Source organism: Salipiger thiooxidans, assembly GCF_900102075.1.
In the GTDB taxonomy this organism is placed as follows: Bacteria; Pseudomonadota; Alphaproteobacteria; order Rhodobacterales; family Rhodobacteraceae; genus Salipiger; species Salipiger thiooxidans.
Genome location: NZ_FNAV01000005.1, coordinates 151373 through 175582, shown reverse-complemented (window position 1 = coordinate 175582; position 24210 = coordinate 151373). Strand labels below are relative to the sequence as shown.

Genomic DNA, 24210 nt, shown 5'->3' with positions numbered 1-24210 from the left:
GCAGCGGAACGGTCACGCCGCTGCCGGTGCTTCCACTGCTCCGGTCAGCGGCTTTCCATCTGCGCCAGCGCCACCAGCGCCTGGCCGAGCGCCAGCCCGCCGTCATTGGCGGGCGTCCTGCGGTGCAGGAGCACCGGCACATCGCCCAGCGCCGCGACCGTCAGATCGAGCAGCAGGGCGTTCTGGAAACAGCCCCCCGTGAGCGCCACCGCCCGCGCCTCGCCCTGCTCGACCAGCCCGCGCGCAACCCCGGCGAAGGCCCGGGCAAGCCCTGCGTGGAAGCGCCACGCGATGCGGCCCGGGGACAGCCCAGCCGCGAGGTCCGCCGCAAGCGCCGCGACCATCTCCGCCGGGTCGAGCTGCAGCCCCTTCGCCCCCTGCACCACGCCGAAGTCGTAGCCCGGGTGCCCCGGCTCGGCCACGGCCAGCGCCTCGAGCCGCATCGCCGCCTCGCCCTCGTAGCTCTGCCTCATCGGGCAGAGCCCCAGCATCGCCGCCACCGCATCGAAAAGCCGCCCGGCAGAGGAGGACATCGGCGCATTGACCCCCGCCCGCGCCGCCTGCCGCGCCATGTCGCGGGGCGCGTCGGGAAACAGCCCGTCCGCCAGCGCCCCCAGCCCCGCCGCATCGAGCCGCACCAGCGCGTTGCGCCACGGTTCCGCCTGCGCCCGGTCGCCGCCGATCAGCGGCGCGGGCGTCAGCCATGCCCGGCGCTCGAACGACGCGTAATCGCCCAGCAGCACCTCGCCCCCCCAGATCGTGCCATCCGGCCCGAGACCCAGCCCGTCGAGCACGATCCCCGCCACCGGCCCGCCGTCACGCGGCCAGAGGGCCTCGCCAAGGCAGGCCGCCAGATGGGCGTGATGGTGCTGCACCTCGGTGACCGGCAGCCCCTTCGAGCGCGCGTGTTGCGTGGAGCGGAACCCCTCGTGCAGGTCGCAGGCTACCAGCTCGGGGCGGTGATCGAAGAGCGCGGCATAGTCGCGATCCGCCTGCAGGAAGGCCTCCCATGTCAGCGCCTCGTCGAGCTCGCCCAGGTGATGCCCGAGCAGCGCCTGCCCGTTCTTCACGAGACAGATCGCCGCCTTCATCTGTCCGCCGTAGGCCACCACCTGCCGGTCGGGAAAGTCCTCGGGCAGCGGCAGCGTTCCCGGCACCCGGCCCCGTGCCCGGCGCAGCACCATCGGCCCCTGCGGCGTCACCCGCTCGACGCTGTCGTCGAGCCTGCGCGCGATGTCGCGGTCGTGCATGAGAAACCCGTCCGCGATGGCCGCCAGCTTGTCCCTCGCCTCGGTATTGCCGATCACCTGCGGCTCGCCCGAAACGTTGCCGCTCGTCATCACCAGCGGCCGCCCCAGCGCGGCACAAAGCAGATGGTGCAGCGGCGTGTAGGGCAGCATCCAGCCCAGCCGCCCCTGCCCCGGCGCGAGCCCCTCCGGCAGCGCCTCACCCGCCGTCTCCAGCAGCACGATGGGCGCGGCGGGGTCCTGCAGCAGCACTCGCTCCGCCTCCGAGACCTCCGCGTGGCGCACCACCTGCACCAGCGGCGCCATCAGCGCGAAAGGCTTGGCGGGCCGCCGCTTGCGCGCCCGCAGCGCCGCCACCGCCTCTGCATCGGTGGCATCGCAGGCGAGGTGGAACCCGCCGAGCCCCTTGACCGCCAGCACCTCACCCCGCGCCAGCACCTCCGCCGCAAGCGCCACCGAGTCGCCCGCCACCTCGCCTCCGTCCTGCTCGAACCACAGCCGCGGTCCGCAGGCCGGACAGGCCACCGGCTGGGCGTGGAAACGCCGGTCGGCGGGGTCCTCGTAGTCGCGACGGCACGCATCGCACAGAACGAACCCCGCCATGGTGGTCTGCGCCCGGTCATAGGGCAGCCCGGTGAGGATCGTGTAGCGGGGCCCGCAATTGGTGCAGTTGGTGAAGGCATAGCCCGCGCGCCGCCCGGACCCGAAGATCTCGGCCACGCAGTCGCTGCAGGACGCCGCGTCCGGCGTCACCCGCGTCTCGGCCCCCGGCCCGCCCGAGGCCACGATGCGGAACCCCTCGGCCACGACCTCCGCCGGGACGCCCTCGACCGCATCGACCCGCGCCAGCACCGGAGACTCGGCGGACAGCGCCGCCTCGAACCCGTCGAGGTCGCCCCCCGCCGCCAGCACCAGCACGCCCTCGGCGTCGTTCGAGACCTCGCCCGACACCCCGAACCGCCGCGCCAGCGCCCAGACGAAGGGCCGGAAGCCCACGCCCTGCACCTGCCCGCGCACCCGGATGCGTCGGCCGGTCACGACGCTCCCCCCTTCCAATGGCTCCAAGTATCCCGGGGGAGTCCGCGCCAGCGGACGGGGGCAGCGCCCCCTCCCGCATCGCCACACGCCCGACGGCCGAATGACCGCACCACACCAGGACCCGCGCGCGACCAGACCTCCAGCGCAGAACCGAATGGCCGCCCTGCCCCGGGAACCATCAGTGCACCGTGCAGACCATGCAGGGATCGAAGCTCCGCACCACGTGCTGCACCGCCACCGGCGTCCGCTCGTCCTCCCCGACAGGCGCACCGATCAGCGCCGCTTCCACCGGCCCCGGCACGCCGCCCCCGTCGCGGGGCGAGAAGTTCCAGGTCGTGGGCGCCACGATCTGGTAGCCGCCCACCCGGCCGCCCGCACAGGAGATCCAGTGCCCCAGCGTGCCGCGGGCCGCCTCGACCAGCCCGACGCCCGCCCCATCCCGCGGCGCAGGCCCGGTGTCCATGAACCGCGCCGAGGGGTCGAGCGCCGCCGCCCATGCCTCGAGCCAGATCACCAGCCGCGCGATCTCGAGCAGGCGCCCGGCGATGCGCGCCCGCACCCCGCCCTCGGCGGCCAGCGCCAGCGCCAGCGGGTGGCCGTCCACCACCTGCCGCGCCAGCGCGCCGACCTCGACCGGCCGGCCGCCGAGCCGCGGCGCCTTGCACCAGGAATAGGCAGGCGCGGCCATGTCCTCGTCCGGCACGGTCACGCCTTGCGAAGGGTGTGCCCCCTCGCCCAGCATCCAGGCGTGGCTGACGTCTTCGACGATTGCGGCGGGATCGAAGGGAGCGACGCGACCGTCCTCCCACACGCCCGCTTTCGTCACGCGTCCCTCGGCCAGCGGATAGGCGCCACAGGAGAGATAGCGCTGCGGCCCCACACCCAGCGCACCCAGGGAAAGATCGGCGGAGATCTCGGAGAACAGCGCCACGTCGCCCCCCGCCCAGCCCTCCAGCGCCTCGATGGAGGACAGCGCGGAAAACGCCTCCAGCGCGCCGCCGAAGAGCTCAGACTCCAGCACCCGCCGCGCGGCGCGCAGGGTGGTCTGGATGCGGATGCGGTCGCGGGCATCCGGCGCGCGGGTCACCCCGCCGGGCTGGATCGCCAGCGTATGCGGCCACTTGCCGCCCAGAAGCCCCACGATGTGGAAGAGCCGCGCCCGCGCCTCGATCAGAGGGCGCACGGCCGAGCCCTCCTGCGCGGTGTAGCGGGCCACGGCACGGTCGTGCCACGCCCGCCCGGCATACACGGGGCGGGCAAAGTCGGGCATGAAGAACAGCCCGAAATGGCTGAGGTGGTCGCAAAGGTTCTCGACCCCGTGCAGGATCGCCGCCGCCAGCGCGCCCTGCGGCGGCATCGACGCGCCAGACACCTGCCCCAGCGCGAGCGCCGCCGCCTTCGACTGGCTGATCGAGCAGATGCCGCAGATCCGCGGCGTCACGGTCAGCGCGTCGCGCGGGTCCTTGCCAAGCATCATCATCTCGAAGCCCCGGAACAGCGGCGAGTTGGCATAGGCCGCCGTCACCCGCCCGTCACGGACGTCGAGCCGGATCTCGAGATCCCCCTCGACGCGGTTGAAAGGGCCGACCAGAAGTTGCCGCTCGCTCATTTCCGCCCCTTGGGACTCGGCGCCACCCGGATGCGGTCCGAGTGGGCATTGGTGTCGATGCGCTTGGGCGTCGCCGCCTTGGAGAGCGAGGCCAGCGCCATGAACCACGCCTTGGGCATGTCCGAGGGCAGCCCCACCGGGATCCCGGCAATGGTAGGCGTCTCGGTGAAGACGTGGCCCGGCTCTTCGAACTCGGGGGCGGTACAGGCGATGCAGGGGTAGTTGCCGCGCGTGCAGGACCCTTCGCCGTTCCACGGCCGGATATTGCAATCGCCCACCGCCTGCGTGCCGACGCAGCCGAGGTGTTCCATCATGCAGCCGATCTCGCACAGCGTCCGGGCGCTGGCCTTGTACTCATAGTATTCGTTCTTGGTGCAGCCGTGGTGCACGAGGTGGTCGGCGTAGAAACGCGGCCGCCCGAAGCCGTCGAGATCCGCCGCCCCGAGCGCCCCGCCCGCCAGCATGAGCAGCGTCTCGGTCACCCACGAGGGGTGCGTCGGGCAGCCCGCGATGTTGATGACCGGCAGGCCCGAGCGGCTGGTGAAGCCCTCGTCCAGCGCCGCGCCCTTCGAACGCCCGTCGTATTGCAGCCCCACCGCGCCCGAGGGGTTGCCACCCGCCGCCGTCATTCCGCCATAGGCCGCACAGGTGCCCACCGCCACCACGTCACCGGCCCGGGGCGCCAGCGCCCGCACCCAGTCGAGCATGGGCCGGCCCGTGCCCGCCAGCATGTGGAAGCGCCCGGTGCCGCGCGGCCCGGTGACCACCGAGCCCTCGAGGCAGAGCACGTCGAGCGCGATCTCGCCCCGCTCCACGGCAGAGAGAAGGTCCGTCACCTCGTCTCCGGTCTCGACCGACAGCGAGGGGTGCCAGAGGAACTCGATGCCCGCGTCCCCCAGCGTGTCGAGCACGTTGGGATTCTCGGCACAGAGCAGCGACATCGTGCAGCCGCCGCAGCCGGCCGATTGCAACCAGAGGATCTTCATTCAGCTGTCTCCGGGACGTTCGGCAAGGGGCAGGTCCAGTACAAATGTGGCGCCAGGTCCGTCGGGCAACAGCGCGAGCTGGCCGCCGTGCTCATCGGCGATCTTGGCGCTGATGGAAAGCCCGAGCCCGGTGCCCTTGCCCACGGGTTTCGTTGTGAAGAACGGATCGAACACCGCCGCCCGCTGCGCCTCGGGGATGCCGGGGCCGTTGTCCGAGACCGTCAGCCGGGCCATGCCGTCGTGGCGCGCAAGCGCGATGGTCACCTGCGGCGCCTTCTGGCCGTCGACCGCGTCGATGGCGTTCTGCACGAGGTTCATGACGATCTGCTGCACGTGGCCCGGCACGCCCCGGACCAGCAGGCTCGGCGCGCCCGAGAAACCCACGACCACGCCGGGTTTCGAGCCGCGCTCGACCCAGCGGGCCCCGACGCGGGCGGTCTCGGCGAGGTCGAAATCGACGCGCTCGCCGCTGCCCTCGGACGACAGCCGCCGCAGGTCGGCCACGATGTCGCGCACCCGCTCGGCGCCTTCGCGGGCGCCGTGGATCGCGGTGCCGAGGTTCGAGAGCGCGCGCTCGAGCCTGAGCTCGGTGCGCAGCTGCATGAGCTCCTCGCGCGCGGCCCCGGCCTGCACCTGCTGGAAATAGGTCTCGAACTGGCCGACGTATTTCTCGAGTGCATGCACGGAGGCGTAGACGAAGCTGATCGGGTTGTTGAGCTCATGCGCCACCCCCGCAAGCAGCCGGCCCAGCGATGCCAGCTTCTCGTTGCGGACGATCTGGCTCTGGGCCTGCTTGAGCTGCTCGTGGCTGAGCTCGAGCTCGGCATAGGCGCGGCGCAGCTCGCCCAGCGGCCGGCCGCTGAGCACCGCGCCGCCGAAGCGCTCGCGGGCGTCGATGCGCGCCGAGAGCACGATGTCGAAGGGCTGCGCGCCGGTGGTGGTGGGGATCGCGGCCTCGAAACGGGTCTCGGCCGGGTGCAGCTTGAGCCGGGACAGCGCCTCGGTCAGCTGGCCCGCCCCCGCGGCGTCGAAAATCTGCGCCGCGTGCTGCCCGATCACCGCCTCGGCCCCGCCGTCGACCAGCGCCAGCAGCGAGGCGCTCGCCTCGGCCACGGTGCCGTCGCGGTCGATCACGATGAGGATGTCGCTGACCGAGGCCAGCACGGATTCGATCAGCCGGTTGGCGGCGCTCAGCTCGGCGTTCTGGCTTTCCAGCTGCTCCTGATGCGCGACAAGCTCGGAATAGGTCTGGTCGACCGCCCGCAGGACGGATTGCCATGCCTCGTCGGTCATGCCCTGCTCGTCGCCGGGGGTCGCGGGTGCGGAGATCTCCATGACCGGACTGTAGTCCCCCGAGCACTGCGCTGGCAATCGCCCGCGCGTGCGCCGCGTGCCGCAGGATGACCGCGTCGGACCCGAGATCCAAATCGCCTAGGACAGATCACCGCCAGGCGGCAGTGGCGAGGCACTTTGCGCCCTGCCGAGCCGGGCTCAGGCCCCCGCCAGCACCTTGCGGACCGCCTTGGAGAAGCGCGCGGCGACGGCCTCGCGGGCGACGTGCCGCCCGTCCTGCACGAGGTGCCGGCCGCGCACCCAGACGTCGCTGACCGCGACCTCGGGACCAAAGATCCAGCGGTCGAGCGTCTCGGCCCCGCCGGTGCCCAGCTCCAGCGGATCGCGCAGCGCCACGAGATCGGCGAGGGCGCCCTCGGCGATCTCCGGCGCGGGCGCGCCCAGCGCCTGCGCGCCGCCCGCCAGCGCCTGACGGAAAAGCTGCGTGCCGGTCGAGCCTTCCTCGGTTGCCAGCACGTTGCGCGCGCGGGCGGTCAGACGCTGACCGTATTCCAGCAGCCGCAGCTCTTCGGCGAGCGAGATCCGCACGTTGCTGTCGGTGCCGACGCCGTAGCGCCCGCCGCGCGCGAGGAGGTCGGGGGCCGGAAAGACGCCGTCGCCGAGATTGGCCTCGGTCACCGGGCAGAGCCCCACCACCGCGCCGGAGCGCGCGATCAGCGCCACCTCGCCCGGGGTCAGGTGGGTGGCGTGGATCAGGCACCAGTCGGCGGTCACCTCGGCGGTCTCGTAGAGCCGCTCGACGGGGTGGCGGTTGCAGAAGGCGAGGCAGTCCTCGACCTCCTTCACCTGCTCGGCCACGTGGATGTGGACCTTGCGCCCGGGCAGTGCCTCTGCCAGCGCCCGGAGATCCGCCGCATCCGCCGCCCGCAGCGAGTGCGGCGCGTAGCCCACCACGTCGCCCGCGCGGGCCATGGCATCGCAGCGCTCGACCAGTCCGAGAAAGGCGTCGCGGTCGTGCAGGAAGCGGCGCTGCCCGTCACTCGCGGGCGCGGGGCCGAAGCCGCCATGGGCGTAGAACACCGGAAGATGGGTGAGCGCGATGCCGGTGTCCTCTGCCGCCGCGAAGATCCGCGCCGACATCTCGGCGGGGTCGGCATAGGCGCGGCCGTCGCAGTCATGGTGGAGGTAGTGAAACTCGCCCACGCGGGTGTAGCCGGCCTCGAGCATCTCGACCTGGGCCATTGCGGCCATGGCCTCGGCACCGTCGGGATCGAGCTGCAGGGCGAAGCGGTACATCATCTCGCGCCAGGTCCAGAAGCTGTCGCGCCCCGGGCCGCGCGCCTCGGTCAGGCCGGCGAAGCCGCGCTGGAAGGCGTGGCTGTGCAGGTTCGAGGCGCCGGGGAGCAGCAGGTCGACCTGATCCGCCTCTGCGTCCTGTCCCCTGCCCAGCGCGACGATTCGCCCGGCCCCGACGGTGACGAGTACGTCCTCGGCCCATCCCCCGGGCAGGAGTGCCCGCTTCGCTGCAAATTTCATGGTCCCTCCGGGGTCGCGAGATTGGCGGCAAGAATGGGGCTTCCGCCGTTTTCGTAAAATATGTATATACTTGTTTTACGGATGAGGAAAGAGAACGTGATGCGAAAACTCTGGATCAATGCGCGGGTGGTGACCGGCGCGGCGGGCGTGACGCCCGGGGCGCTGGAGGTGCTGACCGAGGGCGACCGGATCGTCGCCGTTGGCGCGACGCTCGACCGCGCGGGCGCAGAGCTGGTGGATTGCGGCGGCGCGCTGATGACGCCCGCGCTGATCGACTGCCACACGCATCTGGTCTACGGCGGCAATCGCGCGCGCGAGTTCGAGCTGAGGCTCGAGGGCGCAAGCTACGAGCAGATCGCGCGCGAGGGCGGCGGCATCGCCTCGACCATGGCGGCCACCCGGGCGCTCTCCGTCGACGAACTGGTCGCGAGCGCCCTGCCTCGGCTCGACCACCTGCTGGCCGAGGGCGTCGGCACGGTCGAGATCAAGTCGGGCTACGGGCTCGAGATCGAGGCCGAGCTCAACATGCTCCGCGCCGCGCGCCGGCTGGCCGGGATCCGCCCGGTGCGCGTGGTGACGAGCTGGCTCGCCGCCCACGCCCTGCCCCCCGCCTATGCCGGACGTGCCGCCGACTACATCCGCGAGGTGGCCATCGCCGGGCTCGACATGGCCCACGCCGAAGGGCTGGTGGATGCGGTCGACGCCTTCTGCGAGGGCATCGCCTTTTCGCCCGACGAGCTCGAACCGCTCTTTGCCCATGCCGCCAGGCTCGGGCTTCCGGTCAAGCTTCACGCCGAGCAGCTCACCCGGTCGGGCGGCGTGCAGATGGCCGCGCGGCACGGGGCGCTGTCGGCGGATCACGTGGAATACGCCGTTGCCGAGGACGCCGTGGCGATGGCCGCGGCGGGCACCGTCGCGGTGCTGCTGCCCGGTGCCTTCTACACCCTGCGCGAGACGCGGCTGCCGCCCGTCGGGGCCTTCCGCGAGCACGGCGTCCGGATGGCGCTCGCCACCGACTGCAACCCCGGCACCTCGCCCGTGACCTCGCTGCTGCTCATCATGAACATGGGCGCGACGCTGTTCCGCCTGACGGTGCCGGAATGCCTCGACGGCGTCACCGGCATAGCCGCTGCGGCCCTCGGGCTGGGCGCCGAGACCGGGCGCATCGCGCCGGGCCTCTCGGCGGATTTCGCGCTGTGGGAGGCTGAGAGCGTCGCGCTGCTCGTCAACCGCATTGGTTTCAACCCGCTGAAATGGCGTGTCTTCAAGGGAGAGATCGCATGATCACCCTCACCCCCGGCAGCGTCACGCTGCCCGTTCTCGCACAGGTCTACTGGGAGGGTGCGCCAGCGCGGCTCGATCCGCAGGCCATGCCCGGCATCGAGGCGGCCTGCGCCCGCGTGGCCGAGGTCGCCGCGGGCAGCGAGGCAGTCTACGGCATCAACACCGGCTTCGGAAAGCTCGCCTCGATCCGCATCGCGCCGGGTGACGTGGCAACGCTGCAGCGCAACCTGATCCTGTCGCATTGCTGCGGCGTCGGCGATCCGCTGGCGCCCGAAATCGTGCGGCTGATCATGACGCTGAAGCTCATGTCGCTGGGCCGGGGTGCCTCGGGCGTGCGGCCCCAGCTGGTGGCGCTGCTGGAGGCGATGCTGGACAGGGGCGTGATGCCGGTGATCCCCGAGAAGGGCTCGGTCGGCGCCTCGGGCGACCTCGCACCGCTGGCCCACATGGCCGCCGTGATGATCGGCGAGGGCGAGGCATGGGTGGGCACCGACCGCCTGCCCGGGGCCGAGGCGCTGGCCCGCGTCGGGCTCGCGCCCATCGCGCTGGTCGCCAAGGAGGGACTGGCGCTGATCAACGGCACGCAGGTCTCGACCGCGCTGGCGATTGCGGGGCTGTTCCGGGCCGAGCGGGCATTGCAGGCAAGCATCGTCACCGGCGCGCTGTCGACCGACGCCGCCATGGGCTCGACCGCGCCCTTCGCCGACGAGATCCACACCCTGCGCGGCCATCGTGGCCAGATCGACGTCGCCGCCAGCCTGCGTGGACTGCTCGAGGGCAGCCAGATCCGCGACAGCCACCGCGATGGCGACGAGCGCGTGCAGGACCCCTATTGCATTCGCTGCCACCCGCAGGTGGGCGGCGCCTGCCTCGACCTGCTGCGGCAGGCAGCCGTGACGCTCGAGATCGAGGCCAACGCCGCCACCGACAACCCGCTGGTGCTGTCGGACGGGCGCATCGTTTCGGGCGGCAACTTCCACGCCGAGCCGGTGGCCTTTGCCGCCGACCAGATCGCGCTGGCGGTGGCCGAGATCGGCGCCATCGCCCAGCGCCGCATCGCGCTGCTGGTGGACCCGGCGCTCAATTACGGCCTGCCGGGGTTCCTGACGCCGAAGCCCGGACTGAACTCGGGGCTGATGATCGCCGAGGTCACCACCGCGGCGCTGATGAGCGAGAACAAGCAGCTCTCGCACCCGGCCTCGGTGGATTCGACCCCGACCTCCGCCAATCAGGAGGACCATGTGAGCATGGCCTGCCACGGTGCCCGTCGTCTGCTGCCGATGACGCAGAACCTGTTCTGGATCATCGGGGTCGAGGCGATGACCGGCGCGCAGGGGATCGCGCTGCGCGGGCCGCTCGCGTCCTCGCCCGCGTTGCAGGGCGTCATCGCCACGCTGCGCGCCCGCGTGCCCGAGCTCGGCCCCGACCGATACCTCGCCCCCGACATGGAAGCCGCCGGCGCGCTGGTGGCCGAGGGCGCGCTGACCGCCACGCTCACCCTGCCGGAGATCTCCCGATGACCCCCGTCACCGTCACGCGGGGCGACAGCCCGCTTGTGCTCGCCTTCCCGCACACCGGGACCCACGTGCCCGAGGACATCCGCGCCCGGCTCAACGACGAGGGGCGGCTGTTGCGCGACACCGACTGGCATATCAATGCTCTCTACCGCGACCTCGTGCCCGGGGTGACTGCGGTGCAGGCCAACGCCCACCGCTACGTGATCGACGCCAACCGCGACCCGACCGGGGCCTCGCTTTACCCCGGCCAGACCACCACCGGGCTGGTCCCCGTGACCACCTTCGACAACGCCCCCATCTGGAGGGACGGCCACGGCCCGACCGAGGCCGATATCGCCGACCGACTCGCCGCGTGGCACGCGCCCTACCACGCCGCTCTCAAGGCCGAGCTGCAGCGGGTGAAGGCGATCCACGGCGTGGCGATCCTCTACGACTGCCACTCGATCCGTTCGGTGATCCCGTGGCTCTTCGACGGCACGCTCCCCGATCTCAACATCGGCACCGACATGGGCAGCACCTGTGCCGCCGCCGTCGAGCTTGCGGTGCTCGACCGCTGCGCCGTCTCGGGGCGGAGCCACGTGCTCAACGGCCGGTTCCGCGGCGGCTGGACGACCCGGCACTACGGCCGCCCCGCCGAGGGGCTGCACGCCATCCAGATGGAGCTCGCGCAGGCGAGTCATCTCGGCTCCGAGGAACCGCCCTTCACACTCGACCCGGACAAGGCCGACGCCCTGCGCGCGCTTCTCAAACCCATCCTGCAAGACCTGATCGACGTCGCCCCGACCCTTGCCTGAGCCGACGCCCGCCCGAAAGGACATCGCCATGAACAACCCACGTCACAACCTTCGCGACATCTTCCCGCCGACCGGCCCCGAGCTGAACGCCAAGAGCTGGCTCACCGAGGCACCGCTGCGGATGCTGATGAACAACCTGCACCCGGACGTGGCCGAGAACCCGCACGAGCTGGTGGTCTACGGCGGCATCGGCCGCGCCGCCCGCACGTGGGAGGATTTCGACTGCATCGTCGAGAGCCTCAAGGATCTCGAGGCGGACGAGACCCTGGTCGTTCAGTCCGGCAAGCCCATCGCCATCGTGCGCACGCACGCCGATGCGCCGCGCGTGCTGATCGCCAACTCGAACCTCGTGCCCAACTGGGCCACGTGGGAACATTTCAACGAGCTCGATCGCAAGGGCCTGATGATGTACGGCCAGATGACCGCAGGGTCCTGGATCTACATCGGCGCGCAGGGCATCGTTCAGGGCACCTACGAGACCTTCGCCGAAGCGGGCCGCCAGCACTATGACGGCGATCTTACCGGCAAGTGGATCCTGACCGGCGGTCTCGGCGGCATGGGCGGCGCGCAGCCGCTCGCCGCGGTCATGGCGGGCGCCTGCTGTCTCGCCGTCGAATGCGACGAGACCCGCGCCGATTTCCGCATCCGCACCCGCTATTGCGACGAGAAAACCCATGACCTCGACGAGGCGCTGGCGATGATCGACCGCTGGACCAAGGCGGGCGAGGCCAAGTCCGTGGCGCTCATCGGCAATGCCGCCGAGATCTTCCCCGAGCTTCTGAAGCGCATGCGGGACGGCGGCCCGCGCCCGGACATCGTGACCGACCAGACCTCGGCACACGACCCGTTCCACGGCTACCTGCCCAAGGGCTGGTCCGTGGCCGAGTGGCGCGAGAAGCAGGATAGCGCGCCGGAGGAGGTGAACCGCGCGGCACGGGCCTCGATGAAGGACCACGTGGCCGCGATGGTCGGCTTCTGGGAGGCAGGCGTTCCGGTGCTCGACTACGGCAACAACATCCGCCAGATGGCCAAGGAGGAAGGGCTCGAGACCGCCTTCGCCTTTCCGGGCTTCGTGCCCGCCTATATCCGCCCGCTGTTCTGCAAGGGTGTGGGTCCGTTCCGCTGGGCGGCGCTCTCGGGCGATCCCGAGGATATCTACAAGACCGACCAGGCGATGAAGGAGCTGTTCCCCGAGAACGACCACCTGCACCGCTGGCTCGACATGGCGCGCGAGCGCATCGCCTTCCAGGGTCTGCCGGCGCGGATCTGCTGGATCGGGCTTGGGGATCGTCACCGCGCGGGCCTGAAGTTCAACGAGATGGTGGCGAGCGGCGAGCTGAAGGCACCGGTGGTGATCGGCCGCGACCACCTCGATTCGGGCTCGGTGGCCTCGCCCAACCGCGAGACCGAAGCGATGCGCGACGGCTCGGACGCCGTGTCCGACTGGCCGCTGCTGAACGCGCTGGTGAACACGGCGTCGGGTGCGACATGGGTGTCGCTGCACCACGGCGGCGGTGTCGGCATGGGCTTTTCGCAGCATGCAGGCGTGGTGATCTGCGCCGATGGCACGCCGGAGGCCGCGAAGCGTCTCGAGCGGGTGCTGTGGAACGACCCGGCCTCGGGCGTCTGGCGCCACGCGGATGCGGGCTACCCCGAGGCCATCGACTGCGCCCGCGCGCACGGGCTGCGGCTGCCGCGCATCCTCGGCTGAGCCTTCGCCTTTCAAGAAAAGGCGCCGCCCGGTGATGGGCGGCGCGATCTGGAGAGGCCGAGGGTCAGGCGCCGGCCAAGACACCGCACTCTATGGTGCCGAACTTCAGACGCTGGTGAGGGCCAGCGCGATCCGGGGTGCCGAACGTCAGGCCCAGCCAAAGGCCTGCGCAACCCGGAGTTCCGGAGGTCAGGCGCTGGTGAAGGCCGGCTGCGACCACGGCGCGGGGGTGGGCGCGGTCTCTTCGAACCGCACCACCTCGACGAGGCAGCTCTGCGCCACCGCGCCCTGCGACAGGCCCGAGGCACCCCGGTCGGCGGTCAGCGCGTTCGGGTTCCCCGCGATCTCGAGCCCGTCGACCTCGTGGTACCAGCTGCCGGTCGCCATCCGCACCGTGCCCGCCATGATCCGCGCATCCGGCATGGCGGCGGCAAGGCAGCGGCCCCGGTCGTTGTGCACCATCACCACGTCGCCCTCGGCAAGCCCACGCGCCTCGGCGTCGGCGGGGTTCATCCAGAGCGGCTCGCGCCCGTCGAGCTTCGTCGCCATACTGGTGGCGCCGTGGTCGAGCTGACTGTGCAGCTTGCCCTTGGGCTGGTCCGAGAGCATGTGCAGCGGCCAGCGCTGCGCCTCGGGGGCGCCCAGCCATTCGCGGGGGGCGAACCACATCGGATGGCCGCCGCAATCGGGCAGCCCCATGGCGGCGATGGTGTCCGAGAAGATCTCGATCCGGCCCGAGGGCGTCTCGAGCGGATGCGCCTCGGGATCTCTGCGGAAGTCCTCGAGCATCACCGTACCGTTGCCCGGCGGCAGCTCGATCAGCCCCTGGTCACGGAAGGCGTCGAACTCGGGCAGGTCCACGCCCTCGCCGCCCATGCGCTGGCGGCTCTCGTCGTAGAGCCGGCGCAGCCAGCCCTCGGCATCGAGCCCCTCGGTAAAGCGTTGCGCCACGCCGAGCCGCTCGGACAGCGCCGAGAAGATGGCGTAGTCGTCCCGCGCCTCGGCCAGCGGCTCGGAGGCCCGGCTCATCCACACGATGTGCTCCTCGAGCGTGCCGTAGCCGATGTCCTCGCGCTCGAGCGCAGTGGTCGCTGGCAGCACGATGTCGGCGTGTCGGGCCGTGGCGGTCCAGTACTGCTCGTTGACCACGATGGTCTCGGGCTTGGCCCATGCGCGGCGCAGGCGGGTCAGGTCCTGGTGGTGGTGGAACGGGTTGCCGCCTGCCCAGTAGACCAGCCGGATGTCGGCATAGGTCCGGGTCGTGCCGTCATAGGTGTACTGGCCGCCGGGGGTCAGCAGCATGTCAGCGATGCGGGCGACGGGGATGAAATCCGAGACCTCGTTGATGCCCTGCGACAGCGTCGGCCCGGGCAGGCGCCGGCCCCGGCTGCCGAGCAGGTTCTCGGCGCCGTAGCCGATGCCGAGCCCGCCGCCGGGCAGGCCAATCTGACCGAGCATCGCCGCCAGCGTCACCAGCATCCAGCAGGGCTGCTCGCCATGGTCGGCGCGCTGCAGCGACCACGACATGTTCACCGTGGTGCGATGCGACGCCATGCGGCGGGCGAGATCGCGGATCGTCTCGGCAGGGGCGCCGGTGATTTCGGCCGCCCAGTCCGGCGTCTTCGGGCACGCGTCGCTTTCGCCCCGCAGGTAGGCCTCGAACTGCGGGAAGCCGACGCAATGGCTGGCGAGGAACGCCCGGTCCAGCAACTCCTCGTCGGCCAGAACGTAGGCCAGCGCCAGCATGAAGGCGGTGTCGGTGTTGGGGCGGACGGGGATCCACGTCGCCTCGGTCTCGGGGGCGAGATTGTCTGCCACCGGGCCGATGTTGACAAACTCGGTGCCGCTCTCGCGCATGACGCCAAGCGCCCGCGGCAGGTGGTGTCGCCGCACGCCGCCCGCCGAGATCTGGGCGTTCTTGTCCGGCACGCCGCCGAAGGTGACGAAGAGCTCGCAGTCCTCGGCGAGGGTCTGCCAGTCGGTGTGGCACTCCATCAGCCGGTGCATGTTCATCAGCACGTGCGGCAGGATCACCGTCGCCGCGCCGAGGCTGTAGCTGTTGCGGTGGGCGACGTAGCCGCCGGCGGCATTGAGGAAGCGGTGAACCTGACTCTGCGCGTGGTGGAAGCGCCCGGCGCTCGACCAGCCGTAGGAGCCGCCGAAGATGGCGCCGTTGCCATGGGCCTGCCGGACCCGGTCGATCTCGGCCGCGACCAGGTCGAGCGCCTGGTCCCATTCGACCTCGACGAACCGCTCCTGCCCGCGTTTCTCGGGGTCGGCGCCAGGGCCATGGCGGAGCCAGCTCTCGCGCACGGCGGGGCGGCGGACGCGGGCGGACTGCACCTCGGGCGTCAGCTGGTCGAGCCCGATGGCGTTCGGACAGGGATCGTCGGCGAGGGCGTGCAGGATCACTCCGCCCGCGTCCTCCCGGACCTCGCGAACGCCCCAGTGGGCAGAGGTGTAGCGGGTGGCGGGCGGGGCATCTTTGGGCATGGTCTTCTCCTGCGGCGGAACGCGGACGAACGTACCACCGGCAGGCCCAGCCACAAGGCCGGCATTGTATCAACACACGGAGGCAGGGGGTCGGCGGCCCGCGATCGGGCCGCCGGTGAAGGGGGGTTCAGAGCGCCGGTTTGCCCGGGGCGCGCAGGGTGCCGGGACGGGGCGCGATGCGAGCCACCAGCTCGGCGGCCTTCGCGGCCTTCGCAGCCTCGGCGGCCCGGTCGCGGCGGCGCTCGGCGATCATGGCGGCGCCCAGCATCACCACCAGCCCGACCGGCAGCACCAGCCACGCGACGATGGCGGGGTTGGGCGCGGCGACCAGCAGCACCTGCATCGCGAGCGACACCAGCGTGCCGGTTGCGAAGACCAGCAGCCCGTGCCGGCCCAGCAGGCGCAGCGGCGAGGCGATCTCGTGGCCGCAGAGTCTGCGGATGGCGGGGATCGCCGAGAGCACGTAGGCCAGCGCCAGCGCGTGGAGCATCCGCGGCACCGCCACGAAGGTCTTGTCGTGGGACACCACGTGGAACGGCGCACCGGCCTTGCCGAGCAGCGACATCTGGTGGTTCAGCACCTCGCCCAACCCCGGAAGGTAGCGCCATGCCAGCACCAGCACGAGGAAGCCCGCCGCCAGCGCGAACAGCCACGGCTGCCGCGGAATGAACCGGTCGCCGCGCCGCATGTAGACGCCCGAGAGCAGGCCGATCACGAAGATAAGCTGCCACGAGAACGGGTTGAAGAACCAGCCGCCCGGGTTGGGGAAGTTGGGGAAGTTCAGGCGCCAGAGCCCGGCCGCGTACCAGACCAGCACCGAGCAGCCCATCAGCAGCCACGGCCGCCACATCGCCATGCGGATCGCGAAGGGTGCGGCCAGCAGCATCACCGAGTAGACCGGAAGGATGTTCACGTAGCCAATCTGGTGGGTGAGCAGTGGCACCCCGACGAGCGACGCCATGGTCTTGTCGAAGATCGGCCCGATGTTGTTCATCCTGAGCAGCTCGGGCAGCCCGAAATAGGCCGCCCCGCCGGCGAAGAGCGCCACGCCCACCAGCGTCAGGAAGATGTGCACGACATAGAGCGTCCACGACCGCTTCCATATCGGCGCCGCCGCCTCGAGGAAGGGCTTGGTGCGGAAGGCGCCGGAATAGGCGAGACCCGCGGCGATGCCGGACATGATGAAGAACGCCTCCGCCGCATCCGAGAAGCCCCAGTTGCGCAGCGTGAAGAGCTCGTAGGGGTTGCCGGGCACGTGGTCGACGAAGATCGTCACCAGCGCGGCGCCACGGAAGGCATCGATGCGGGGGTCGCGTTCGCGGAGGGGAGCCGGGCTCTGGGCCACGGTCTCCGCCACCGCGGTGGTGTCATGCTGCGGCATCTGCGGTCACCTGGGTCGGCGAGGTGCCGCCTTGGGTCGTGGGCTTCAGTTTCGCGGCCATCAGCGCACGGTAGCGCGCGACCACGGGCGACGGATGATCCTCGTCGGGGACACGGAACAGCGTGTGCGTGAGCGGCCGCGACGACCACGCGATGAGCAGCGGGGCGGCGATCATCGGCACGCCGACCGGCAGCAGCCACGGCACCAGCCCGGCGGAGAGGTAGTAGGCCGCGGCAAGACCCACGGCGCCGACCGCGACGATCCAGGCGCTGGCCCGAAAGGCCTCCCACACGTGGATCAGGCCTTCACCGCGCGCATTGGCGGGCCAGCCGCCGTCGCGGCCGAGGAACACCTGCAGCACGGCGCGGACCTGGAACATCATCATCACCGGCGCCAGCAGCGAGCTCAGCAGGATCTCGAGCAGCAGCGACGAGAACACCTTGCCCGGAGTGCCGAACTTGTGCACCCGACCGCTGCGGATTGCGTCGAAGAGGATCCCGAGCTTGGGCAGGATCAGCAGCCCGACGATGCCGATGGCAAGGGCGGTGATCTCCTTGGTGCGGTCGCTCGGGAACACCGGGAAGAGGTTGTAGGGCTCGGGGAAGTAGTCCGGCGGCGGCGCCAGCACGGTCGCGGCGATCGACACCAGCAGGAAGCTGGCCCAGAGCAGCGACACCACATAGGCGAGGATGCCCTGCAGGAAGACGAAGCGGCTCCAGCCGGCGAGGCCGGGCGCCCAGAGCAGCCGGATGTGCTGCAGGTTGCCCTGGCACCAGCGCCGGTCGCGCTTGGCGTAGGAAAGCACGTTTTCGGGGCCCTCCTCGAAGGAGCCGTCGATGGAGTGATCGACCTGCACCTTCCAGCCGGCCCGCGCCAGCAGCGCGGCCTCGACATAGTCGTGGCTGAGGATGTGCCCGCCGAAGGGCGGCTTGCCCGAGAGCTCCGGCAGCGCGCAGCTCTCGGCGAAGGCGCGCACCCGGACGATGGCGTTGTGGCCCCAGAACGGACCGGTGTTGCCCTGCATCCGCTCGAGCCCGCGGGTGAAGATCGGCCCGTGGAACGAGGCCGCGAACTGCATGGCGCGCCCGAAGAGCGAATGCGCCGACACGATGCGCGGCAGCGTCTGCAGCAGGCCGAGCTGTGGGTCGGCCTGCATCTTGGCGATCATCTCGCGCAACGTCTCGCCTTCCATCAGGCTGTCGGCGTCAAGGATCACCGCGAATTCATAGGCACCGCCGGAGTTGCGGATGAACTCCTCGATGTTGCCCGCCTTGCGGCCCCGGTTGTCGGTGCGGCGGCGGTAGAAGATCCGGCCGGCCCCGCCCGTGGCCGCGATCAGGTCGGCAAAGGCCGCCTTCTCGCGCTCGGCGTTGGCCGCGTCCTGCGTGTCGGAGAGCACCGCGATGTCCAGCGACAGCCCGGCCTCGTTGGCCGAGTGATGCATGGCCTCGATCCGGGTGAAGGTCGCCACGGCGTCCTCGTTGCAGATCGGCACCAGCACCACTGTCCTGGGCTCGGGCAGGACCAGTTGCGGCACCTGTTTCCGCGCCCGCGACGGCTGTGGCAGCCCCGACAATGCGAGCATCGCGCCCCAGGCCAGCCAGCCTGTGGTCACGAAGATCAGCACGGTGCGCAGCCCGTCCCAGAGGTCGAAGCCGTTGGTGGCTCCGGCCTCCGCGACCAGCGCGGCGGCGACGCTCGCCAGCGAGAGGGCGAGAAGGACCGCACCCGCGCGGATGGCGCGGGTCCTGGGCGAAGGGGCTGGAATCTGCCGGATCATCGCGGAGCGGTCGGTGTCAGGCGCGGGTGCGCGCCCGGAAGAGGCGCGCCACCGAAAGCCAGTCGAACGTGGTGCGCTCGTTCTCGAGAACCTGCCGCGGCATGTCCAGCGGCGCCGAAGGCGGTTCCCACCCGGCACCAGCTTCGGCGGCAGTGTTACTTACGACGGGGCCATCCGTTGAGGGACGGGCGAATTCGGAAGTTTCCATCATTGCTTGACCCATTGATACAACCATGTCTCAGTCAGTGTCCGACCGTACCCGGTGAGCACGGCCTTGATTTCCACCAGGGCCTGCGGTTCGCCCTGGATATCGATCACAAGCCTCCACGTGTCGGTTCCGCTGATGCGCGAGATAGCCATCTCTTCAACCGACCCGTTCTGTACCGTGATCTCCGGAACAACCTCTGCGTCAGCAGAAAGGTTCCCCAACAACCCGCCCTCGAAATCGATGACGAATTTTCGATGATCGGTGTCCTTTTCGACACCAGATACGCCCCCCTCACCCGAGCGGGTGCGCAAGATCTGCCCCAGCTCTTCGGCGCGGGCGCCCTTGGGATTCATGCCCCAGTGCAGGCGATAGGCGAATTCCAGCTCACTTCCGGCCGTCGCGGCCGCATCCGGGACCCAGTAGGCGACGATATTATCGTTCGCCTCGAGGTCTGACGGGATCTCGAGCAGGCGCACCGAGCCCTTGCCCCAGTCCCCGAGCGGCTCGACCATCAGCGACGGGCGGCGCTCGTAATGGGCCTGCGCGTCGAGGTACTGGTCGAACTCGCGCTCGCGCTGGACGAGGCCGAAGGACAGCGGGCGCTCGGCGCCGAGATACGAACTCGCAAGCCGCGGCGGGTTCTTCAGCACGCGGTAGAAGGTCGTTCCGTTGACGTTCAGCACCAGCGCCGAGCTGTCATGCACGGCGGGGCGGTAGTCGTAGAACTCGCCCGGGTCCGAGCCGTCGTAGAGGAACATCGAGGTCAGCGGCGAGATGCCAAGCTGCGCCACGTCGTTGCGCATGAAGAGCCGCGCGGTGACTTCCATGATGGTGTCGCTGCCGGGGGTGATGACGAAGCGGTACGCCCCGGTGACCGACTGGCTTTCCAGCGCGGCGTAGAGCGTGATCGCGTCCGCGCCCTCAGCCGGGCGCTCGATCCAGAACTGGCTGAAGCGCGGGAACTCCTCGCCCTCGGGCAGGCCGGTATTCACCGCCAGCCCGCGCGCGCTGAGCCCGTAGAAGTTGTCACGACCGAGCGCGCGGAAATAGCTGGCACCCAGAAAGGCCACGAGCTCGTCGTAGGTGTCGGCCCTGTTGAGCTGGTTCAGCAGGCGGAAGCCCGCGACGCCCGGCATATCGACATCTGCGGGGATGTCGCGCTCGAGGTTGGAATAGTCGAAATCGCGGGTCGAGAAGACCATCGGGATCGCACGGCCATCGACGACCTCGTTCAGCACCACGGGTTGCTTGAACAGCCAGCCGAGGTGGAAGGCATGGAGGCGGAAGCGCGAGCCATCGGTGGCCCAGCGTGCGTGTTCGGGATTGAACCGGATGCGCTGGTAATCGTCGTAGTCGAGCTCGGTCAGGAAGCCCTCAATAGCGCTCGGCGTGCTCGGGTCCGTCTGGCTCACCGCGCGCATCCACTCGGTAAGAACGTCAAAGGAGAAGGGCTCGCCCGGCTGGGCGTCCTGCGTCTGCGGGGCGTCCTGCGCGAGCGCATAACCGGGGATGAGGGTCGAGGAAAGCGCACCAGCGAGCGTGCCAAGAGCGGCACGCCGCGAGAGCCCGCGGCAGCTCAGGCTGCGGGACTGCTGTCGTCGTCGCATATCGGGTCTGTCGTGGGGAGTCATCTTCGCGTCCAAGTGTCTGATCCGTATTAAGAAACACATAGGTCCGGAAAACCATCCGGCAGGTTCGCCATTGGCACTCTTTCGCCTATAGCACGAAGCCCGAAATACCTTCGCGCCCGCACTGTCAACTTCGCAAGCGCAGAAATGGTTGCACCGTTTGGGGTTCCGCGACTTGGCATGAGTTGGGCGAAAAATCGCGCGTGGCACGGGCGGTGGTGCTGGCGAGGGGGCGAAGCACGTCTGTAACGCCGGTCCGATCTCGCCGGGCCGAGGCGGGCGACGGTCGGGCTTCACGACCGGAACGCCGAAAAGTCGGGTTGTCCACTAGGGTGATTCTGCCTTCAGCAGAGTGTGCGCGGATGGGGATTTACGGCCAAATGCTGCGCTGCGGAAGAGGGATTCCGCTTGCGGTCGCAGTCTCCTGAAAAGAAAAGGCCGCCCACGATGGAAATCGCGGGCGGCAGGCCATGAGTGGTGGTTTGTTGTTGTTATCTCAGTCGGTGAGCGAGCCCTCCTCGTCACCGCGTTCGTGCATGCGGGCCTTGACCTTCCGGCCGACGATCAGCGGCAGGATGAACCCGATGATGGCGATGGCCCAGAGCACGATCGAAAGCGGGCTGTCGATCAGGGTGAACCAGTCGCCGTTGTCGATGGTGATGGCCCGGCGCAGGTTGTTCTCCATCGAGTTGCCGAGCAGCGTGCCGAGGATGATCGGCACCAGCGGCACGTCGAACTTGCGCAGCACCCAGCCCAGGATCCCGAAGCCGATCATCACCATCAGGTCGAAGCTCGAGCCCGAGATGCCGTAGATGCCCACGAAGGAAACCATGGCTACGATCGGCATGAGCACCCGCGGCGGCACCATCAGCACCTTGGTGAAGAGCCCCACCATCGGGATGTTCAGCGCCAGCAGCATGAAGTTGGCGATGAAGAGCGCCGCGATCAGGCCCCAGACCACGTCGGGGTTCTGGGTGAAGAGCAGCGGGCCGGGGGTGATGTTGAGCGACAGCAGCACGGCGAGCAGCACGGCGGTGGTGCCCGAGCCCGGCACGCCCAGCGCCAGCATCGGCACCAGCGCGCCACCGGCGGCGGCATTGTTCCCCGCCTCGGGGGCCGCGACGCCGCGCGGATCGCCCTTGCCGAAGGTGCCCTCGCGGTCCACGAGGCGCTTCTCTACCGAGTAGGAGATGAACGAGCCCAGCGACGCCCCTGCCCCGGGCAGCACGCCCGCGAGGAAGCCCAGCGCCGAGCTGCGCAGCATGGTGGGCGTGGTCTGCTTGAGCATGCTCATCGGCGGCGTCAGGCGCCCGACCTTGAGCTGGCGGCCCTCGGCGTCTGCCGAACCGTGACGCTCTTCGAGGAAGATGAAGACCTCGGAGAGGGCGAAGAGACCGACGATGGCCACGAGGAAGTCGAGCCCGTCATAGAGGTGCACCTCGCCGAAGGTAAAGCGCGGCACGCCGGTCTGGGTGTCGACGCCGATCATCGCGAGGCCGAGGCCCAGCGCCGCGGCGAAGGCCGATTTCGCCTGGTTGGTCGAGGACACGCCGCCCAGCGTCATGAACGCCAGCGCGAAGAGCGCGAAATACTCCGCCGGGCCGAACAGCAGCGCGATCTTCACCAGCTGCGGAGCGAGCAGGATCAGGCCCCAGGTGGCGAAGAAGGCGCCGACGAAGCTCGCGATGCCCGACAGCGACAGCGCCTCGCCCGCGAGCCCCTTGCGGGCCATCGGGTGGCCGTCGAGGCAGGTCATCATCGCCGGCTCATCACCGGGGATATTGAGCAGGATCGACGAGATCCGCCCGCCGTACATCGCGCCGTAGTAAACCGAAGTCAGCAGGATCAGCGAGGGCGTGGCCCCGAGCCCCATGGTGAATGCGAGCGGGATCAGGATGGCGACGCCGTTCGACGGCCCGAGGCCGGGCAGCGCGCCCATGATGGTGCCCAGGAAGCAGCCCAGGAGCGCGAGCCCGAGGTTCTGCCAGGTGAGCGCGATGGCGAAGCCGTCGCCGAGAGATGCGAAAGTATCCATGTCTGCCCCTTCAGAACCCGAACGGACCGCGCGCCAGCGCCAGGCCGAAGATCAGGTGGAAGATGACGTAGATGCCGATCGAGGTGCCGACGCCGGTCAGCACGGTCGCGATCAGCGACGAGCCGAGCCGCCAGGCAAGGTAGCCCGAGGCGACCGCGGTCGCGATGACGAAGCCCACCACCGGCAGCAGCTGGGCGTAGAGGATCATCACCACGATCGCGGCGGCGATCTCTGCGAGACGGGCCAGCGGCGGCCAATGCGGCTCGGGGTCCGGGCGGAGGACGATCGCGAGGCTCGAGAGCCCGAGGATCACCGCAATGATGATGGGAAACGCCTTGGGCCCGACAGCATCCGACAGGAAGCTCTCCTCGATCGCGAGGGCGGCAAACGTGTAGCCGATCGCGAGAAGCAGACCGAAGACGCCGAAAATGCGGTCACTCATGACGCGCTCCTTTCCGGACATTCTGTGGAAGGGGAAGTTGGGCGCCGCCTGAGAGGGGAGAGCGGCGGCGCCCGATGGTAAGCCCCGCAGAGCTTACTTGATGATGCCGATCTCGCGCGAGATGGTCTGGATCTGGGTGATGCTGTCCGAGACGAACTGCTCGAACTCGGCGCCCTGCAGGTCGAGCGGGGCGAGACCGTTGGTGGCCATCACCTCTTTCCACTCGTCCGATGCGTAGAGATCGCTGATCTTCTTCACCCAGCCGTCGTAGGCCTCGTCCGACATGTTGCCCGGGCCGTAGAAGCCGCGCCAGTTGGCGCCGATGGCGTCGACGCCCTGCTCCTTGGCGGTCGGGAAATCGGCGAACTCGCCGTCGAGCCGCTCGGGCGACAGCACCGCGATCACCTTGATGTCGCCGCTGTCGACGAAGCCCTTGGCCTCGGACAGGTCGCCGGTGAAGGCCTGCACGGAGCCCGCCAGAAGCTGGGTCACCGCCTCGCCGCCGCCGTCGAAGGCGATGTACTTGACCTTGCGCACGTCCTCGACGCCATAGGCGTTGGCCGCTATCAGCACCTTGAGGTGATCCCAGCCGCCCACGGCGGACCCGCCCGCGACCGACACCGAGGTGGGGTCGTTCTTGATCATGTCGAGCAGATCGGGGAGCGTCGAGATCTTGCTGTCGGCGGCCACGGCGATCACGCCGTAGTCGGCACCGACCGAGGCGAGCCAGCGCACCTGGTCCATGGTGTTGCCCGGGTAGGCGCCCTGCGCGAGACGGGTCGCGGTGGCCGACGAGGCCGCGACGATCAGGTCGTCGCTGTCGTTGCGCTTGTTCACCACCTCGGCATAGGCCACGCCGCCGCCGCCGCCGGCAAGGTTGACCACCTGCATGGTCTTCGACAGCAGGCCCTGGTCCTGCAGCGACTTGCCGACCTGGCGGCAGGTGAAGTCCCAGCCGCCGCCGGGGTTCGCGGGCGCGATGCACTCGGGCGCCTCGGGGGTGAACTCCTGCGCCGATGCGCCCATGGCGGATGCGCCGATCAGCGCCGCGGCGAGCGCGATGCGGGTTGCCTTGAAAGTCATCTGTTCCTCCTCATTCACTCACACCGTCCCGGCACGATCCGACGCGCCTGTCCGGTCCCGCACCCATGACTGCCTTTGCAGCCCCCTCTGTGCGGGGTAAGCAGAACTTGTAGAGCAAGAAGCTGTCACCAACCTGTCAGCGCGA

Annotated in this window: 17 protein-coding genes; 4 read left to right on the top strand and 13 right to left on the bottom strand. The window is 70.0% G+C overall.

The genetic code is table 11. The annotated features are described in order from the left end of the window. Positions 1–44: 44 nt before the first annotated feature. The 5 genes from hypF to BLQ77_RS09040 form a co-directional block, all read right to left on the bottom strand. Entirely contained in the window at positions 45–2285 is a 2241-nt protein-coding gene (gene hypF, locus BLQ77_RS09060; protein ID WP_089958115.1) for a carbamoyltransferase HypF, read from the bottom strand. A 178-nt stretch (positions 2286–2463) separates the two neighbouring features. Then, on the bottom strand, positions 2464–3894 hold the full coding sequence (locus BLQ77_RS09055) for a nickel-dependent hydrogenase large subunit (RefSeq protein WP_089958112.1): 1431 nt from the start codon (positions 3892–3894) through the stop codon (positions 2464–2466). Beyond that, positions 3891–4880, bottom strand: coding sequence for an NADH-quinone oxidoreductase subunit B family protein (locus tag BLQ77_RS09050; RefSeq protein ID WP_089958110.1), 990 nt, complete (start codon positions 4878–4880; stop codon positions 3891–3893). Before BLQ77_RS09050 ends, BLQ77_RS09055 begins: the two co-directional genes overlap by 4 nt. Further along, positions 4881–6215: a sensor histidine kinase gene (locus BLQ77_RS09045; protein ID WP_089958108.1), complete on the bottom strand. Its 1335-nt coding sequence runs from the start codon at positions 6213–6215 to the stop codon at positions 4881–4883. Positions 6216–6371: 156 nt separating this feature from the next. Next, a complete protein-coding gene (locus tag BLQ77_RS09040; RefSeq protein ID WP_089958106.1) occupies positions 6372–7709 on the bottom strand; it encodes a formimidoylglutamate deiminase in 1338 nt (445 codons plus the stop codon). Between the two features lie 99 nt (positions 7710–7808). Between BLQ77_RS09040 and hutI the strand changes: the two genes are divergently transcribed. Genes hutI through hutU form a run of 4 tightly spaced genes read left to right on the top strand, consistent with a single transcriptional unit; the run spans position 7809 to position 13015 of the window. Next, positions 7809–8993 carry an imidazolonepropionase gene (hutI, locus tag BLQ77_RS09035; protein ID WP_089958103.1) on the top strand — a complete coding sequence of 395 codons (1185 nt, stop codon included), beginning with the start codon at positions 7809–7811 and terminating at the stop codon, positions 8991–8993. After that, entirely contained in the window at positions 8990–10513 is a 1524-nt protein-coding gene (gene hutH / locus BLQ77_RS09030; protein ID WP_089958101.1) for a histidine ammonia-lyase, read from the top strand. Before hutI ends, hutH begins: the two co-directional genes overlap by 4 nt. After that, positions 10510–11304 carry an N-formylglutamate deformylase gene (gene hutG, locus BLQ77_RS09025; protein WP_089958098.1) on the top strand — a complete coding sequence of 265 codons (795 nt, stop codon included), beginning with the start codon at positions 10510–10512 and terminating at the stop codon, positions 11302–11304. The genes hutH and hutG overlap by 4 nt, the downstream gene beginning before the upstream one ends. A 28-nt stretch (positions 11305–11332) precedes the next feature. Further along, on the top strand, positions 11333–13015 hold the full coding sequence (gene hutU, locus BLQ77_RS09020; RefSeq protein WP_089958095.1) for a urocanate hydratase: 1683 nt from the start codon (positions 11333–11335) through the stop codon (positions 13013–13015). 189 nt (positions 13016–13204) lie between these two features. Here the strand turns inward: hutU and BLQ77_RS09015 are convergent, their stop codons facing one another. From BLQ77_RS09015 to BLQ77_RS08985, 8 genes are all read right to left on the bottom strand, one after another. Continuing rightward, a complete protein-coding gene (locus tag BLQ77_RS09015) occupies positions 13205–15508 on the bottom strand; it encodes a molybdopterin-dependent oxidoreductase (protein WP_089958092.1) in 2304 nt (767 codons plus the stop codon). Between the two features lie 127 nt (positions 15509–15635). Continuing rightward, a complete protein-coding gene (locus BLQ77_RS09010) occupies positions 15636–16889 on the bottom strand; it encodes an OpgC family protein (RefSeq protein WP_089958088.1) in 1254 nt (417 codons plus the stop codon). Beyond that, a complete protein-coding gene (gene mdoH / locus BLQ77_RS09005) occupies positions 16876–18669 on the bottom strand; it encodes a glucans biosynthesis glucosyltransferase MdoH (protein WP_089958085.1) in 1794 nt (597 codons plus the stop codon). Before mdoH ends, BLQ77_RS09010 begins: the two co-directional genes overlap by 14 nt. Positions 18670–18685: 16 nt before the next feature. Further along, positions 18686–18877 carry a hypothetical protein gene (locus tag BLQ77_RS28420; RefSeq protein WP_165617063.1) on the bottom strand — a complete coding sequence of 64 codons (192 nt, stop codon included), beginning with the start codon at positions 18875–18877 and terminating at the stop codon, positions 18686–18688. Further along, positions 18877–20484, bottom strand: coding sequence for an OpgD/OpgG family glucan biosynthesis protein (locus BLQ77_RS09000; protein WP_089958082.1), 1608 nt, complete (start codon positions 20482–20484; stop codon positions 18877–18879). The genes BLQ77_RS28420 and BLQ77_RS09000 overlap by 1 nt, the downstream gene beginning before the upstream one ends. 517 nt (positions 20485–21001) lie before the next feature. After that, a complete protein-coding gene (locus BLQ77_RS08995; protein ID WP_008886479.1) occupies positions 21002–22540 on the bottom strand; it encodes a tripartite tricarboxylate transporter permease in 1539 nt (512 codons plus the stop codon). A 10-nt stretch (positions 22541–22550) separates the two neighbouring features. After that, a complete protein-coding gene (locus tag BLQ77_RS08990) occupies positions 22551–22982 on the bottom strand; it encodes a tripartite tricarboxylate transporter TctB family protein (protein ID WP_008886436.1) in 432 nt (143 codons plus the stop codon). Positions 22983–23075: 93 nt separating this feature from the next. Next, positions 23076–24065: a Bug family tripartite tricarboxylate transporter substrate binding protein gene (locus BLQ77_RS08985; RefSeq protein WP_008886814.1), complete on the bottom strand. Its 990-nt coding sequence runs from the start codon at positions 24063–24065 to the stop codon at positions 23076–23078. Between the last annotated feature and the right edge of the window lie 145 nt (positions 24066–24210).

Excerpts from the sequence above, each read along its gene's own strand:
- BLQ77_RS09055 (WP_089958112.1), bottom strand. The coding sequence starts at position 3,894 with ATGAGCGAGCGGCAACTTCTGGTCGGCCCTTTCAACCGCGTCGAGGGG.
- BLQ77_RS09050 (WP_089958110.1), bottom strand. The coding sequence starts at position 4,880 with ATGAAGATCCTCTGGTTGCAATCGGCCGGCTGCGGCGGCTGCACGATG.
- BLQ77_RS09045 (WP_089958108.1), bottom strand. The coding sequence starts at position 6,215 with ATGGAGATCTCCGCACCCGCGACCCCCGGCGACGAGCAGGGCATGACC.
- BLQ77_RS09040 (WP_089958106.1), bottom strand. The coding sequence starts at position 7,709 with ATGAAATTTGCAGCGAAGCGGGCACTCCTGCCCGGGGGATGGGCCGAG.
- hutI (WP_089958103.1), top strand. The coding sequence starts at position 7,809 with ATGCGAAAACTCTGGATCAATGCGCGGGTGGTGACCGGCGCGGCGGGC.
- hutH (WP_089958101.1), top strand. The coding sequence starts at position 8,990 with ATGATCACCCTCACCCCCGGCAGCGTCACGCTGCCCGTTCTCGCACAG.
- hutG (WP_089958098.1), top strand. The coding sequence starts at position 10,510 with ATGACCCCCGTCACCGTCACGCGGGGCGACAGCCCGCTTGTGCTCGCC.
- hutU (WP_089958095.1), top strand. The coding sequence starts at position 11,333 with ATGAACAACCCACGTCACAACCTTCGCGACATCTTCCCGCCGACCGGC.
- BLQ77_RS09015 (WP_089958092.1), bottom strand. The coding sequence starts at position 15,508 with ATGCCCAAAGATGCCCCGCCCGCCACCCGCTACACCTCTGCCCACTGG.
- BLQ77_RS09010 (WP_089958088.1), bottom strand. The coding sequence starts at position 16,889 with ATGCCGCAGCATGACACCACCGCGGTGGCGGAGACCGTGGCCCAGAGC.
- mdoH (WP_089958085.1), bottom strand. The coding sequence starts at position 18,669 with ATGATCCGGCAGATTCCAGCCCCTTCGCCCAGGACCCGCGCCATCCGC.
- BLQ77_RS28420 (WP_165617063.1), bottom strand. The coding sequence starts at position 18,877 with ATGGAAACTTCCGAATTCGCCCGTCCCTCAACGGATGGCCCCGTCGTA.
- BLQ77_RS09000 (WP_089958082.1), bottom strand. The coding sequence starts at position 20,484 with ATGCGACGACGACAGCAGTCCCGCAGCCTGAGCTGCCGCGGGCTCTCG.
- BLQ77_RS08995 (WP_008886479.1), bottom strand. The coding sequence starts at position 22,540 with ATGGATACTTTCGCATCTCTCGGCGACGGCTTCGCCATCGCGCTCACC.
- BLQ77_RS08990 (WP_008886436.1), bottom strand. The coding sequence starts at position 22,982 with ATGAGTGACCGCATTTTCGGCGTCTTCGGTCTGCTTCTCGCGATCGGC.
- BLQ77_RS08985 (WP_008886814.1), bottom strand. The coding sequence starts at position 24,065 with ATGACTTTCAAGGCAACCCGCATCGCGCTCGCCGCGGCGCTGATCGGC.